The organism is Acidisoma sp. (assembly GCF_965199065.1).
Lineage (GTDB): Bacteria > Pseudomonadota > Alphaproteobacteria > Acetobacterales > Acetobacteraceae > Acidisoma.
Map to the genome: position 1 here is coordinate 1,284,651 of NZ_CBDAQN010000003.1, position 13,315 is coordinate 1,297,965.

Sequence of the window (13,315 nt, forward strand, 5' to 3'; positions counted from 1 at the left end):
CTTGACAGACCTTGTAGCCACCGTCGATCACTTGAGCATCCCCGGCTACCTCGATGAGAGACCCATCTGGATGAGCGTGACCCAGGCCGAAGCGGCACCCGCGTTGCGGAACACGACCACGGAAGCCCTGCGCGTCGACGACATGCACAAAAGCTTCGGTCCGCACGAGGTTCTCAAGGGCATCTCCCTTAAGGCGGACGAGCACGACGTGATCGCCATCCTCGGCAGCAGCGGCTCGGGGAAAAGTACTTTCCTGCGCTGCATCAACCTGCTCGAGATGCCGAACTCCGGTGAGGTGCGCGTTCAGGGAGAACTCATCCGCATGCGGAAGCGCCGGGACGGCACGCAGGAGCCTGCCGATCGCCGGCAGGTGGAGCGCGTCCGCCGCCAGCTCGGCATGGTGTTCCAGCAGTTCAATCTCTGGGCCCATATGACGGTCATCCAGAACCTCATGGAGGCCCCGGTGCACGTGCTCGGGCTGACCCGGCGCGAGGCGGCGGAGCGTGCCGAGGCCATGCTGGCCAAGGTCGGGCTGGTCGAGAAACGGGATGTTTATCCGGTGCAGCTCTCCGGCGGCCAGCAACAGCGTGTCGGCATCGCCCGCGCCCTCTGCATGGAGCCGAGCGTCATGCTCTTCGACGAACCGACCTCAGCGCTCGACCCCGAACTGGTGGGCGAGGTTCTGGGCGTGATGCGCGACCTCGCCCGCGAAGGGCGCACCATGCTGGTGGTGACGCATGAGATGAGTTTCGCGCGGCAGGTGGCAAGCCGGGTTGTCTTTCTGCATCAAGGCAAAGTCGAGGAAGAAGGCACGCCGGACGACGTCTTCGAGCGCCCCCAATCCGACCGGCTGTGCCAGTTCCTGTCGCGTATGCGGAGCTAACGCGCAGCGAGGATGACGCCGCGAAGGCGTTCGGGCTAACGTCGGTCATGTCCAGCGCCTCGCCACCGATGCCACGCTGCTCCTGGGCCGAGGGCGACCCGATCATGGCCGCCTATCACGACGCCGAATGGGGCCGCCCCCAGCGCGACAGCCGCGCGCTTTGGGAGATGCTGATGCTCGAAGGCTTTCAGGCCGGCCTCTCCTGGCGCACCATCCTGCTCCGCCGCGAGGGCTTTCGCGCCGCCTTCAGCAACTTCGATCCCGTCGCCGTCGCAGCCTATGGTCCCGACGACGTGACGAGGCTGATGGCCGACGCGCGCATCATCCGGGCCCGCGCCAAGATCGAGGCGACGATCGGCGGCGCCCGCGCCTATCTCGCCATGCAGGACAAGGGCGAAGAGTTCTCGGGCTTCGTCTGGGGCATGGCCGGCGGCAAGCCCATCCGCGGCGACGGCGTCACCCTCGCCGCGCAAAGCCCGCTCTCCCACGAAATCTCGAAGGCGCTCAAGGCGCGCGGCTTCAAGTTCGTCGGGCCGGTCATCGTCTATGCCTGGATGCAGGCGGTCGGCATCGTCGACGATCATGCGGCCTACTGCTTCTGCCGCCAGGCAAGCTAGTCCTCAAGGGAAACGAACATGAGCGACCGCATCCTCGTCCTCTACGGCTCCTACCGTTTTGACCGCATGGGGATCCGCCTCGCGGATTATCTCGTACGGGGCCTCGCGGCACGCGGGAATGATGTCGAGCTGATCGACGCGCGCGCCGTCGGCCTGCCGATGCTCGACCGCATGTACAAGGAATATCCAAAGGGCGAGGCGCCATCCGCTTTGGAGACCCTGGCGGAGAAAATCCGCATGGCCGACGCCTTCGTCTTCGTCACCGGCGAATACAACTGGGGTCCGCAGCCCGGCCTCAAGAACCTCACCGATCATTTCCTGGAGGAGTGGTTCTGGCGCCCGGCCGCCATCGCCAGCTATTCCGCAGGGCGCGCGGGGGGCGCGCGGGCCAATGCCGTCTGGCACGGCATGCTCTCCGAGATGGGGATGGTGGTCATCTCGTCGACGCTGACCGTCGGGCCCATCGCCGCCACGCTGGATGCCGAGGGCATGCCCACGGGAAGCGCGGGAGAGGCCCTCGACAAATCCTTCCACAATCTCGCGGAGGATTTGGCATGGTGGGCGGAGGCCGCCAAGTCGCAACGCGCCCGGAGAGCGCCGCCATACTGACCGGCGGCGACCGGCGACCGGCGACGGGCAGTCGCGGGTGAGGTAGTCTCGAACTGGCCCGCGTAGGGCTATGGGAGGCGCAGGATGGACGACGTGGAACTGGTGATGCCGGTGCTGGGCGTGGAGATCGACGAAGGCCAGATGCGCACCTGGGTCAAGTCGGAGGGCGATGCGGTGACGATGGGCGAGGTCATCGCCATCATCAGCACTCCGAAGCTCGACATGGAGCTGGAGTGCCCGGCAACGGGGGTGCTGAAGACCATACTGGTCGATGAGGACGAGATGGCGGCGGTGGGCGAGACCCTCGCGATCATCGAGACCGATGAGGACGACGATGCCCCAGCTTGAGGTGCCCGGCGGAGACGCGGGTGGGGAAACCATCCACTACCAACGCGCCGGCAGCGGCGCGAAGGTCATCGTGCTCGTCCATGGGTTCGGCGCCGATGCGCGGTCCTGGACCATGAACCAGCCCGCGCTCGCCGCGGCCGCTACGGTGTATGCGCTCGATCTGCCAGGGCACGGCGCCTCCCCCGCGCGCGACATCGGCGGGCTCGACCGTATGGCCGGCATCGTCGCCGAGGCGATCGCGGCGCTGACGCCGGAGCCCGTGCACCTCGTCGGCCATTCCATGGGCGGAGCGATCTCGCTGCGGGTGGCGGAGCTGACGCCCGCGGCGGTGCGGGCGCTCACGCTGATCGCGCCGGCGGGCGTGGGCTCCGGCCGGAACATCGGGTTCATGCCGGCGTATATGGCCATGGAGGACGAGCCGAGCGCCGAACATGCGCTCCGGATGCTGTTCAACCATCCGGCCCTGATCAACCGGCAGACCATCGAGGGCGTGCTTGCGTCTCGGAGAGAGCCGCACATCTACGCCGCTTGGCAGGCGATGCGCCTTGTAGGCGGCGAGGTCTGGGCGCGGCCTGCGGCGGCGCGGGCTGCCTTGGCGGCGTTGAGCATCCCCGTGCAGATCCTATGGGGCGAGCGGGACGCGGTTCTGCCGCCCGAGGGTCTCGACATGCTGCCGCCCAATGTCCGCCTGCACCGCATCCCCGATGCAGGGCATGCGGCGCATATGGAGGCAGCAAAGACGGTCAACCGGCTCATCCTGGAGTTCGACGCTCTGGCATAGCCGCATCCGCGCGGGCGTTCCGGCCGTATGTTGCGGAACGAACAAGGACTGGCGGATGTATGCGACACGGGCTCGCCCGCAGCTTGTCCTCGTCGTGCTCCTTGTCGCCATCGCAACACTCGTGGAGCCGACCGGAGCCCACGCGCACGTCAAATGGTTTTGCGGCGTCATCGATCTGCGCGCGCCGCCAAAAAGTCTCGCGACCGTATTGTCACCGATGTTTCTGACGCGCGCAGTAGCTTTCCTCGCGCTTGTGACGTTGGGAACCGCCATCGATGCCGTGTTGTCCCGGCGCTGGCCCCGTCTCGATTCCGGCAGTTCCCGTCTGGACTTTCTCGAAGAGATCGTGGTTCGGCTGGGCCTTGGCGCCTATATGCTCAGCCTCTGCGCGAACCTGGCCGTGGTGCCCTGGGGTCCGGCGACAGACGGCGCGATCATCACACCGGATCTTCTCGTCGGCACCCAGGTCATCCGCGTGGTGCAGTTCCTGATCGCTGCTTGCCTCGTGCTACGGCGCACCTGCCCGCTGGCAGGCTTCGGCATCGCCGGACTCTATGCTTTCGGGCTCGTGCGCTACGGCCTCTTCTACATGACCGACTATGTCTTCTTCCTCGGCCTTGCGGCCTATCTGATCCTGAGTTTGCCGAACCTTCGCCAGCGGCCCTCGTGGCACGGCTGGCGCGTGCCAATCCTGGTGGCCAGCCTAGCCTTCAGCCTGATGTGGACGGCCATCGAGAAGTTTCTCTACCCCGGCTGGACCGACATTGTGCTCGCACTCTACCCGTCCGTCGCAATGGGGTTCCCGGCGCCGTTCGTGACCCTGACAGCGGGCTTCGTGGAGTTCACGCTCGCCTTCTACCTTCTCGTCGGTCACAGCCTGCTCAGGCCGGGCGCCTTCATTTTCATGTCGATATTCATTCTGGCGATCCCGAGCTTCGGCATTCTCGATGCCGTCGGACATCTGCCGATCGTCGCCATTTTCCTCGTCGTCATCATCCACGGCACGTCGCGCCTGCAACTTCTGGTGCGGCCCCAGGGCACGCGCGCGTGGCGAGCCGCCGCCTCGGTCGCCGGCCTCTACGTCGGGATACTCATAGTCCAGACGGCCATGTACTACGGCCTCCAGACAACGACCTGGTGGTAGCGCTAGGCGGCGAAACTCCAGGCGCCTTCCTCGGCCGTCAACGCCCTCGCGCGCAGACCCTCGAACAACCCGCGCCCAAGCGTATCCGCCAGCGGATCGTGGCCATCGACCGCCACGTCCCGCGCTTCCCACTCGGCCTCGGCCACCTCGGCGACCAGCGTGCCGGCCTCGGCGTCGAGGGTGATGACATCGCCATCCCGGACACGGCCCACCGGGCCACCCATCATGACCTCGGGCGACAGGTGGATCACCATCGGCACCTTGCCCGACGCGCCGGACATGCGGCCATCCGTCACCAGCCCGACATGGAACCCCTGGTCCTGCAACACGCCCAGCACGGGCGTCAGCCGGTGCAACTCCGGCATCCCGTTGGCGCGCGGCCCCTGGTGCCGCACGACGGCGATGAAGTCGCGCTGCAACTCGCCCCGCTTGTGCGCCGCGACCAACTCCTCCTGCGTGTCGAACACGATCGCAGGCGCCCGCACATGCCGGTGCTCGGGGGCGACCGCCGAGATCTTGATGACGCCTCGCCCGAGGTTGCCCCGCATGAGCCGCAGCCCCCCATCGGCCGAGAAGGGCTTCGACGCCGGCGCCAGCACGGCCGGGTCGCCGCTGCGTGACGCGCCATCCTTCCAGACGAGCGCGCCATGCTCCAGCGCCGGCTCCTGCCGGTAGGCGCTGAGGCCGCGGCCGGCGACGGTTGTCACGTCCTCATGCAGCAGGCCCGCATCGAGCAACTCGCCGATGAGGAAGGCCATGCCGCCGGCGGCATGGAAGTGGTTCACGTCGGCCTTCCCGTTGGGGTAGATGCGGGCGAGCAGCGGCGTCACCGCGGAGATGGCGTCGAAATCGTCCCAGGTGATCTGAATGCCGGCGGCCCGCGCCATCGCGACGAGATGGATCGTGTGGTTGGTCGATCCGCCGGTCGCCATCAGCGCCACGATGCCGTTGATGATGGCGCGCTCGTCGACCACCTCGGCGATCGGCGTGTACTGGTTGCCGCGGGCGGTGATCTCCAGCGCGCGGCGGGCGGCGGCCGCGGTCAGCGCTTCCCGCAGCGGCGTATTGGGGTGCACGAAGGCCGCGCCCGGCAGGTGCAGGCCCATGACCTCCATCAGCATCTGGTTGGAGTTGGCGGTGCCGTAGAAGGTGCAGGTGCCGGGCCCATGGTAGGCCTTCATCTCCGCCTCCAGCAGCGCCTCCCGCCCGACCTCGCCGAGCGCGAACTGCTGGCGGGCCTTCGCCTTCTCCGAGTTCGAGATGCCCGAGGTCATCGGCCCCGCCGGCACGAAGATCGTCGGCAGGTGGCCGAACTGCAGCGCCCCGATGACCAGCCCGGGCACGATCTTGTCGCAGATCCCCAGCATCAGCGCTGCGTCATAGACGTTGTGCGAAAGACCGATGGCCGTGCTCATGGCGATGACGTCGCGCGAGAACAGCGACATCTCCATGCCGGGATTGCCCTGGGTGACGCCGTCGCACATGGCGGGCACGCCGCCCGCGACCTGGGCGAGGCCGCCCGCCAGCCGGGCGGCGCGCCGGATGATTTCGGGGAATTGCTCGTAGGGCTGATGCGCCGACAACATGTCGTTGTACGAGGTGATGATGCCGATATTCGGCGCGGCGCCGCTCGCCAGCCGATGCTTGTCGCCGCTCGGCATAGGCGCGTAGGCATGGGCGAGGTTGGCGCACGATAGCCCGGAACGCGCAGGGAACGCGGCAGCTGCATCCCGCGTACGGGTCATGTAGGCGTCGCGGGTGGCACGGCTGCGGTCGCGGACCCGATCGGTCACGTCCGCGATCTGCGTGTGGAGAGCGGGCATGGATAACCTCCTGCTGGCAGGGCTCATTATCCATTGTAGCCGCAAACTCACGGAACCGTAAGCACGTGGCTGAAGAGGTGCTTTGGTCGGGACGAGAGGATTCGAACCTCCGGCCTCCTGCTCCCGAAGCAGGCGCACTACCAGGCTGTGCTACGTCCCGTCTGACCTGGGTCACGGTCGCTTCCGACCGAGGCCGGGCATATAGCGGGCGGCGGGCATGGCGGCAAGCCACTCCCGTTCAACAGGAGCACTGCGCGTGGATCGTCTTTGGCTTGGAATAGGCAGCCTGCTGGGGCTCGTCGGCGTCATCATGGCGGCCCTCGCTGCCCACGCGCTGCCCGGCCGCATCACGCCCGAGGCGCTCGGCCTCGTCCATACGGCGATCGAGATGCAGATGTGGCACGCGCTGGCCCTGCTCGGCTGCGGCATCCTCGCCCGGATCGGCGCAGGCCCGCGGCGGGTCATGATCGCCGGCGCTGCCTTCGCCCTGGGCACCGTGCTGTTCTGCGGCGCGGTCTACAGCCTGGCGCTTGCGGGCGTCGAGGTGCCGGCGGTCGCACCCACCGGCGGCTTCCTCGTCATGGCCGGTTGGGTCAGCCTCGGCAGCCTCGCCTTCGGCTAGTTGTCCGTCCGCACCAGTTCCACGGCCTGGATCACCATGTCCCGCAGTGAGCCGGCATAGCCGTCGGCCCCCATCATCTGGCGCAGATCCTCGTCCAGCAGCACAGGGTCGCCAGCGGGCCACAGCCCGACGATGATCGGCACGCCGGGCAGCCTTTGGCGCAGCCGGCGGATGAGATACCGGAGGTAGGGCGGCTGGCCGAGGATCTCGAGGCAGGACACGCAGATCAGCGCTGCGTCGCCGGTGTCGAAAGCTGCGATGTTGGTGCGCGAAGTCTCGTCGTGCTTGGCCATCCGCGTATCGAAGCCGTGCTTGCGGAGAAGTTGCCCGGTCATAGCGGACGGCACCTCGTCGAGAGGCCCGCGGCCCGATACGCAGAGCACCAGCGGCCTGACCTCGGGGGTCGCATCGCCGGTTTCCGTATCGGCGGCCTCGATCGCCACATCCGGCGCCGGCTGCTTATGCACCGTCCGGCCCGGCCGCTCCACGCCCGACACCACAACATCGCGGTTCTTCAGCCGCTCCGGCGGGTCGATGTCGTCATAGCCCTCGAGTTCCTCGATGAGGGTCGCCAGATCGGTTCGCAGCCGCGCCACCTGGGATGAGGAGAAGGCGCCGCGCAGGATGTCCTGCGCCGCCAACTCCAGCGCGCGCCGCGCGACGCCATCGTAGTAGGCGGATAAGGAGCGCGTCTGCAGAAGCTGCTCGGCCTGTTCCTGCACCTCGTCCGGGTCATGCGCCAGAAGGCGCTGATAGAACGTCTCCACCGGGGTGAGCGCCGGGCGGTCGCCCAGCAGAACATCGAAGAACTCGAGGCGCTTGACGTGCCGGCCGACGACGACGAGGCAGAGCGTCAGCGGCGTCGAGAGGATCAGGCCGATCGGCCCCCACAGCCAGCTCCAGAAGACGGCGACGACCAGGACGGCCACCGGAGACAATCCGGTGGTGCTGCCGTAGGTCATCGGCTCCACCACCTGTCCGGTGATGCCTTCCACGACGACGAACAGCGCGAGCGCCTGGATCGCCTTGCCCCAATGCGGATCGACCGCCGCCGCAAGGGCGACCGGCAGCAGGCAGGAAATTGCCGAACCGATATAGGGGACGAAGCGCAGCAGCATCGCGAGCACGCCCCAGAGCAGGGGGCTTGGCACGCCGATGAAGGCGAGGCCGGAGCCGATGATGACGCCGAAACAGGCGTTGACCGCAAGCTGGCTCAGGAAGTAGCGCGAGAGACGCTTGCCCGCGTCGTCGATTGCGAGGGTCGTGCGGTGCAGGTCGCTTGAGCCGAACAACCGGATCAGCCGGTCGCGCATGTCCTCCTTCTGCAACAGAAAGAAGATCGCGAAGACGATCACGATGCCGATGGTCTCGATCGGTTCCAGAACCGGCATGAGGAGACTTTTGGCGACCGACAGCGTCGAGGGCGCCGGCTGCTCGACGGTGACGGGCATCGGCTGTCCCGCGACGTGTCCGGACGCGGGGGCAGGTGCCGCCGTCGCCAGACCGCCGGGGTGATGGCTCTGGACAGTCGGGATATGGCTGAACTGGTCCGTCAGCGCCGACATCCGGCTCGTGGCGAAGCTCCGCACCGTGTCGACCTTCTGCATGACGGTCGCCTGGTATTGCGGCAGGTTGCTGGCGAGGTCGGCGATCTGGGTGCCGATCAGCGTCGCGATGAGCAGGATGACGGTCAGGGCGAGCAGCACCGCGAGGAGGACCGCCAGCACCTTGGGCAGATGGATGCGGCGGAACAGGGCGACGACGGGTCCGAGCACGAAGCTCAGCAGCACCGCGAGCGTGATCGGGATGAGGACGGTCTTGGCGAGGTAGAGCGCCGCGACGACCACGACCGCCACGAGCAGAATGAGCAGTCCCTGGGGCCGGGGGGTTTCGCTGGCCGGAACTCCAGCGCCGCTGGGCAGCGTAATCGGCTCGGCCGCTTCCGGCATCGGGTGTCCCTCGTGACGAAAGCCGAAGTGCTATCGCCGCAGCGCATATAGGGGCGAGGTAGCACACGGGGAGTGCCCGCTTCCGCAACAATATGGATCGCGACGTTAAGGCGACGTGTTCAGCAGCCGCGCGGCCGCCGGGTAGGATCGGGCGGCGTCTCCAAATCCCATGGCCGGCGGCGGGCTTCCACAAGCGCCTCCCCCCGTGAGACGCCGATGTCGGCGGGCGCGGACCGGCGCATGGCCGTGCTGGAGGTCGTCGCCCGCGCCGGCGCCTTCATGATCGAGGACGACTGGGCCCGCGACTTCAGCCTGGAAGGCGACCCGCCTCCACCGCTGGCGCAGTCGGACCCGCACGGCCATGTCGTCTACGTGCGGTCGCTCAGCAAGTGCGCCGCGCCCGGCATGAGGATCGGGGCGACCTGCGCGCGGCACTGGTTCCCGGCGGAAGCATCCGGTCCTCACCTGCGGCGTCCTGGCTGAGGTTGTCGCAGGCGCAGACTCGTAGTTTCCGCAGCCGCACGTCACAGAGGCGAGAGGTCCTCGCGTTCTGTTCTTGACTTGTTCACTATCCATTCGCTAGTTTGGTCTCGTTCTCAAAACGAGGGTTCTGTCATGCTTGATAGTATTCGGCCCGATTTTCTGTCGTCGGACTACGCTGAGCATGACCGACGTCAGCACGACCGGCCCATTGATGATTTCGCGCTGACCGCGCCGAGCCACCCGGACGGCACGCTGGTCGATCGCGCGCTATGTCCGGCCGATGACCAGGAAGTCGTGCGGCAGATGACCTATGTCCTCCGGAGCTGGCCGGGAACGAGAGGCCGCCGCCGGACGGATGACGCCCTCGCCCGCATCACCGCCGAGCGCCTCGTCGATTATCTGCATCTTTCAGGCTTTGAACTCATGAAGCGCCCGATGGTGACGGACACGGGATACGTCGGCGGCGACCGCTAAGAATTCGACAGCCCCAGCGCCTTGCGCACCTCGGCCTTCGAGATGGCGAAGTCCGCCATGAACTTGGGCGAATGGATCATCGCGTTCGCGATCACGGCGCCCGCCAAACGCCCGGCTGCCACGTCCGTCGGATAGTGCTCGCCGGACACCACCCGCATTTGCTCGAACTCGTCGGCGCGGGCGAAGATGGCAATCCGCTTCTCCGGCACCATCATGCTTATGATGACGGCTGCGGCGTAGGCAAAGGTCGCGTGCCCGCTCGGATAGCCGCCGCCGCCCGGTCGCAGCAGGATGGGGTTCACGTCGACGTTGGTGATGAAGGGCCGCGGCCGGGCGAAAAAGTCCTTGGCGTCGGAGACGATCTTCTCGTCGTCGCCGAGGATGCGACGGAAGAAGGCGTTGGTGTAGGGCAGGTTCGCGGGCGTGAAGTTCGGCCCGAGCACATCCTGGAAGCGGAAGATGGACTTCTTGAAGTCCCCCATCGCCTGCTGGATGTCCTGGGTGGTGCGGGCGTTCTGCGCGTCCATCACCGCCTGCATGTCGGCGACCTGCGCGGGCGAGCCCGGCAGCGGCGGCGGCGGCAGGACATCGTCGAGGTCTACCTCGGAGGGCGAGACGTAGTAGTTGCCCTTCGCCCAGGCGGCGCCTCCCGCCGGACACAGCACAACCGCCGCCAGGAACGCGGCCCCGAGGCCCCGCCTCAAACCGGAGCGCCTTGCTCTGAAACCTATCCGCATGCCCAGCCCTCCGTCAGGCGCGCTCCATGGAGCCAACGCCGCCTCGCCAACGGTGGTCCTACACCGGCAGTAGACCCAGGACCACATCCTCCAGCAGCGCGAGGTCGCTGTCGCGCGACAGCCGGTGATCCCCGTCCTTGATCAGGATCACCTGCACGTCGTCGCTCTCGATGCGTTCGGAGATGGTGAGCGCCGTTCGCCACGGCACGTCAGGATCGTTCTGGCCCTGCAGAAGCCGGACCGGGCAGCGTAGGGGAATGGGTCCGCCTAGAAGCAGATGGTGGCGGCCGTCCTCGATCAGCGCGCGCGTGACAGGCAGGGGCTCGCCATACTCGCTCGGGGTCTGGATGACGCCCTTGTCCATCAGTGCCGCTTGAGCGGATGGGGGCATCGTCTGCCAGATAAGGGTTTCGGTGAAGTCGGGCGCGGCTGCGACACCGACGAAGCCCATCACCCGGTCGGGCAGGGCCAGCGCCAGCTTGAGGCCGATCCACCCGCCCATGGAGGAGCCCACCAGCACCAGCGGCCCCTCGGTGAGGCCGTCGATCAGCTGCAGCGCATCGGCCGACCAGAGGCCGATCGTCCCGTCCTCGAAGCGGCCGCCGCTCGAACCGTGGCCGGAGTAGTCGAGGCGCAGCATCGCCTGTCCCCTGAGGGCTGCAAATCGCGCCAAGTGCAGCGCTTTGCTGCCCTCCATGTCGCTGCGGAAGCCGGGCAGGAAAACGAGCGTCGGGCCGCGCCCTGGCAGCCGCTTCCAGGCCAGTCCGACCCCATCGCCGCGCACCAGGAACCCAGTCTCTTCGAATACGTCGCGCTCTTCAGTCATGTCGCTCACGCCACCACCTCCGTCTCCCGCTCGGCGCTGAGGCGATCGACACGTCGCCCATCCATCGCCAACACCTCAAATCGCCAGCCGCCGAAGGCGATCCGGTCGCCGGTTTGCGGCACCCGCCGCAGCAGCGCCAGGATCAGGCCAGCCGCCGTGTGGTAGGTTCCCTGCGCCGGCACGCTGGTGATCGACAGCTTCTCCATCAGCTCGTCGAGGGGCATCAGCCCGTCCACCACGAAGCTGCTTTCCTGCGGCACGCCCAGTGAGCCTGCGCCGTGCTCGGCCACGGTATCGTCGGTGTCGCCGACGATGGCCTCCAGCATGTCCGCCGCCGTGATCAGGCCCTCGAAACTGCCGTATTCGTCGATGACGAACGCCATTCCGTTGGCGTCGGCCTTCAGCCGCTCGAAGGCGTCGAGCGCGCTGATGGCGTCCGGCACGATCATCGGCTGGAGCACGACGTCGTCGAGCGCCAGCCGCCCCGTGACCAGCAGCTGGTCGAGCAGCGCCTTGGCCTGGACGATGCCGACGACGTTGTCGACGGAGCCGTCGCCCACCACGAAGCGCGAATGCTGGGTGTCCTTGATCTTGGCGATGAGATCCTCGGACGGCGCCGCGCGGTCCAGCCAGGCGATCTCGGTGCGTGGCGTCATGATGGCGCGCACCGGCTTGTCGGCCAGACGCAAAACCCGTTCGATCATGAGCTTTTCTTCACTGTCGAGCACGCCGGTCTGCGTGCTTTCCGCGAGCAGCGCCCGCAGCTCCTCTTCGCTCGGGTGGTTCGGGCGGGTGCCGCTCAGCCCGAACAGCGTCAGTATTCCCGCTGAGGTCTTGCTGAGGACCCAGATGACCGGCGTCGTGATCCGCGCAATCACGATCAGCATCGGCGCGGCGCGCGCCGCCACCATTTCCGGCCTGCGAAGCGCCAGCTGCTTGGGCACCAGCTCGCCCAGCACCATCGTCAGGAAGGTGATGACGACCACGGTGACCACGAAGGCGAGGCTGTGCGCGAAGGGACGCAGGAACGACACGCGTGCAAAGGCCTCGCTGACCTGTCCGGTGATGCGCTCGCCGCTGAACATGCCGGTGATGACGCCGACGATGGTGATGCCGACCTGAACCGTCGGCAGGAAGATCTGGGGGCTTTCAGCCAGACGGCGCGCGACCCCTGCGCCGGCCACGCCTTTGCGTTCCAACACGGCCAGCCGGGCCCTCCGCGCCGAAATCATGGCCAGTTCGCTACAGGCAAAGAGGCCATTGATCAGGATCAGCACTAGAATGCCGATGAACTCCAGCCAGATCCCCACGCCTGTCATATGCCTCCGCTTGTGCGAGAGCGGCTTCGTCTCGCATTGGTTACCCTGCCCCGGCGGAATGCTCCCGCCTCGGGGCAACAGGCTTCCTATAACATTCTCCTGCGGTCCAGGCGGGCGCGGGATGACGATAACGAGAAGGATCGCCACAATGCGCGCCAACGACCCCCTGGTTCTGCTGCTGGGGCTGCTCGGCCTCATACCATTCATCGTCTGCGCTTATCTTGCCTGCGCGTGGCGCGACCCGGCGGATGCGCGCGCTCTCATCGCGCTCATCGCCTATGGTGCGGTCATTCTGTCCTTCCTTGGCGGCGTGCACTGGGGCTTTGCCCTGGACGAACCGCCGCCTTCGCTTGCCGGGCTGGCTCCGGTGCCGACGCGCGCCGATCCGGCTCACCGTCCGCGTATCGCGCTCGGAGTGCTGCCCGCCCTCATCGGCTGGCTGGCGCTGTTGATCGCCATCCTCGCGCCGGCGCCGGTCATCGCCCTCTGCGTTCTGATCGCGGGCTTCCTTGCCACCAATATCGGCGAGCATACCGCTCACCGGCGGGGCTGGATGCCATCGCGCTACCTGTGGCTGCGCTGGTTCCTCACCATCGTGGTGGTCGCGCTGCTCGTGACGACGGTGGTTCTGCGGGTCTCGGGCGCCCGCATCGTCCTCTGACGCTGCGGCTGGCGCCCGGTGCTGACTTCGTTCTGTCGC

Annotated in this window: 15 protein-coding genes and 1 tRNA gene; 10 read left to right on the top strand and 6 right to left on the bottom strand. The window is 67.3% G+C overall.

Going from position 1 to position 13,315, the window contains the following annotated elements; translation table 11 throughout:
- Positions 1-70 precede the first annotated feature (70 nt).
- From ACOEQ1_RS14095 to ACOEQ1_RS14120, 6 genes are all read left to right on the top strand, one after another.
- Positions 71-883 (top strand): ABC transporter ATP-binding protein, encoded by an 813-nt coding sequence (locus tag ACOEQ1_RS14095; protein WP_419760699.1) that lies wholly within the window; start codon positions 71-73, stop codon positions 881-883.
- 47 nt (positions 884-930) lie between these two features.
- Positions 931-1,500 (top strand): DNA-3-methyladenine glycosylase I, encoded by a 570-nt coding sequence (locus ACOEQ1_RS14100; protein ID WP_419759874.1) that lies wholly within the window; start codon positions 931-933, stop codon positions 1,498-1,500.
- Between the two features lie 18 nt (positions 1,501-1,518).
- The gene (locus ACOEQ1_RS14105) at positions 1,519-2,109 is read left to right on the top strand and encodes an NADPH-dependent FMN reductase (RefSeq protein ID WP_419759875.1); all 591 of its coding nucleotides are present in this window, start codon (positions 1,519-1,521) and stop codon (positions 2,107-2,109) included.
- An 84-nt stretch (positions 2,110-2,193) separates the two neighbouring features.
- Positions 2,194-2,457 carry a biotin/lipoyl-containing protein gene (locus tag ACOEQ1_RS14110; protein WP_419759876.1) on the top strand — a complete coding sequence of 88 codons (264 nt, stop codon included), beginning with the start codon at positions 2,194-2,196 and terminating at the stop codon, positions 2,455-2,457.
- Entirely contained in the window at positions 2,444-3,238 is a 795-nt protein-coding gene (locus tag ACOEQ1_RS14115) for an alpha/beta fold hydrolase (RefSeq protein ID WP_419759877.1), read from the top strand. The genes ACOEQ1_RS14110 and ACOEQ1_RS14115 overlap by 14 nt, the downstream gene beginning before the upstream one ends.
- A gap of 55 nt (positions 3,239-3,293) precedes the next feature.
- Positions 3,294-4,382, top strand: a complete 1,089-nt coding sequence (locus tag ACOEQ1_RS14120) for a hypothetical protein (RefSeq protein WP_419759878.1) — start codon at positions 3,294-3,296, stop codon at positions 4,380-4,382.
- 2 nt (positions 4,383-4,384) lie between these two features.
- Here ACOEQ1_RS14120 and edd read toward each other — a convergent pair whose 3' ends face one another.
- Both edd and ACOEQ1_RS14130 read right to left on the bottom strand, forming a co-directional pair.
- Positions 4,385-6,205, bottom strand: a complete 1,821-nt coding sequence (gene edd, locus ACOEQ1_RS14125; protein ID WP_419759879.1) for a phosphogluconate dehydratase — start codon at positions 6,203-6,205, stop codon at positions 4,385-4,387.
- 83 nt (positions 6,206-6,288) lie between these two features.
- Positions 6,289-6,365: transfer RNA gene (locus ACOEQ1_RS14130), tRNA-Pro, on the bottom strand.
- Between the two features lie 96 nt (positions 6,366-6,461).
- On the opposite strand from ACOEQ1_RS14130, the gene ACOEQ1_RS14135 reads away from it, so the two are divergent.
- Complete coding sequence (locus ACOEQ1_RS14135; protein WP_419759880.1) at positions 6,462-6,827, top strand: DUF423 domain-containing protein; 366 nt, start codon at positions 6,462-6,464, stop codon at positions 6,825-6,827.
- On the opposite strand, the gene ACOEQ1_RS14140 is transcribed toward ACOEQ1_RS14135, so the two are convergent.
- Complete coding sequence (locus ACOEQ1_RS14140) at positions 6,824-8,776, bottom strand: AI-2E family transporter (protein WP_419759881.1); 1,953 nt, start codon at positions 8,774-8,776, stop codon at positions 6,824-6,826. The two genes, ACOEQ1_RS14135 and ACOEQ1_RS14140, sit on opposite strands and share 4 nt — an antisense overlap.
- 216 nt (positions 8,777-8,992) lie before the next feature.
- Between ACOEQ1_RS14140 and ACOEQ1_RS14145 the strand changes: the two genes are divergently transcribed.
- Positions 8,993-9,259, top strand: a complete 267-nt coding sequence (locus ACOEQ1_RS14145) for a hypothetical protein (RefSeq protein ID WP_419759882.1) — start codon at positions 8,993-8,995, stop codon at positions 9,257-9,259.
- Positions 9,260-9,391: 132 nt separating this feature from the next.
- Positions 9,392-9,733 carry a hypothetical protein gene (locus tag ACOEQ1_RS14150; protein ID WP_419759883.1) on the top strand — a complete coding sequence of 114 codons (342 nt, stop codon included), beginning with the start codon at positions 9,392-9,394 and terminating at the stop codon, positions 9,731-9,733.
- Here ACOEQ1_RS14150 and ACOEQ1_RS14155 read toward each other — a convergent pair.
- The 3 genes from ACOEQ1_RS14155 to ACOEQ1_RS14165 form a co-directional block, all read right to left on the bottom strand.
- Positions 9,730-10,437 carry an acid phosphatase gene (locus ACOEQ1_RS14155; RefSeq protein WP_419759884.1) on the bottom strand — a complete coding sequence of 236 codons (708 nt, stop codon included), beginning with the start codon at positions 10,435-10,437 and terminating at the stop codon, positions 9,730-9,732. The two genes, ACOEQ1_RS14150 and ACOEQ1_RS14155, sit on opposite strands and share 4 nt — an antisense overlap.
- 91 nt (positions 10,438-10,528) lie before the next feature.
- A complete protein-coding gene (locus ACOEQ1_RS14160) occupies positions 10,529-11,296 on the bottom strand; it encodes an alpha/beta hydrolase (protein ID WP_419760700.1) in 768 nt (255 codons plus the stop codon).
- A 5-nt stretch (positions 11,297-11,301) separates the two neighbouring features.
- Positions 11,302-12,615 carry a hemolysin family protein gene (locus tag ACOEQ1_RS14165; RefSeq protein WP_419759885.1) on the bottom strand — a complete coding sequence of 438 codons (1,314 nt, stop codon included), beginning with the start codon at positions 12,613-12,615 and terminating at the stop codon, positions 11,302-11,304.
- 148 nt (positions 12,616-12,763) lie between these two features.
- Here ACOEQ1_RS14165 and ACOEQ1_RS14170 point away from each other — a divergent pair, with 148 nt between their 5' ends.
- The gene (locus tag ACOEQ1_RS14170; RefSeq protein WP_419759886.1) at positions 12,764-13,276 is read left to right on the top strand and encodes a DUF3429 domain-containing protein; all 513 of its coding nucleotides are present in this window, start codon (positions 12,764-12,766) and stop codon (positions 13,274-13,276) included.
- Positions 13,277-13,315: the final 39 nt, after the last annotated feature.

Coding starts and splice junctions, on each gene's coding strand:
- ACOEQ1_RS14095 (WP_419760699.1), top strand. CDS start 71: ATGAGCGTGACCCAGGCCGAAGCGGCACCCGCGTTGCGGAACACGACC.
- ACOEQ1_RS14100 (WP_419759874.1), top strand. CDS start 931: ATGTCCAGCGCCTCGCCACCGATGCCACGCTGCTCCTGGGCCGAGGGC.
- ACOEQ1_RS14105 (WP_419759875.1), top strand. CDS start 1,519: ATGAGCGACCGCATCCTCGTCCTCTACGGCTCCTACCGTTTTGACCGC.
- ACOEQ1_RS14110 (WP_419759876.1), top strand. CDS start 2,194: ATGGACGACGTGGAACTGGTGATGCCGGTGCTGGGCGTGGAGATCGAC.
- ACOEQ1_RS14115 (WP_419759877.1), top strand. CDS start 2,444: ATGCCCCAGCTTGAGGTGCCCGGCGGAGACGCGGGTGGGGAAACCATC.
- ACOEQ1_RS14120 (WP_419759878.1), top strand. CDS start 3,294: ATGTATGCGACACGGGCTCGCCCGCAGCTTGTCCTCGTCGTGCTCCTT.
- edd (WP_419759879.1), bottom strand. CDS start 6,205: ATGCCCGCTCTCCACACGCAGATCGCGGACGTGACCGATCGGGTCCGC.
- ACOEQ1_RS14140 (WP_419759881.1), bottom strand. CDS start 8,776: ATGCCGGAAGCGGCCGAGCCGATTACGCTGCCCAGCGGCGCTGGAGTT.
- ACOEQ1_RS14145 (WP_419759882.1), top strand. CDS start 8,993: ATGTCGGCGGGCGCGGACCGGCGCATGGCCGTGCTGGAGGTCGTCGCC.
- ACOEQ1_RS14150 (WP_419759883.1), top strand. CDS start 9,392: ATGCTTGATAGTATTCGGCCCGATTTTCTGTCGTCGGACTACGCTGAG.
- ACOEQ1_RS14160 (WP_419760700.1), bottom strand. CDS start 11,296: ATGACTGAAGAGCGCGACGTATTCGAAGAGACTGGGTTCCTGGTGCGC.
- ACOEQ1_RS14165 (WP_419759885.1), bottom strand. CDS start 12,615: ATGACAGGCGTGGGGATCTGGCTGGAGTTCATCGGCATTCTAGTGCTG.
- ACOEQ1_RS14170 (WP_419759886.1), top strand. CDS start 12,764: ATGCGCGCCAACGACCCCCTGGTTCTGCTGCTGGGGCTGCTCGGCCTC.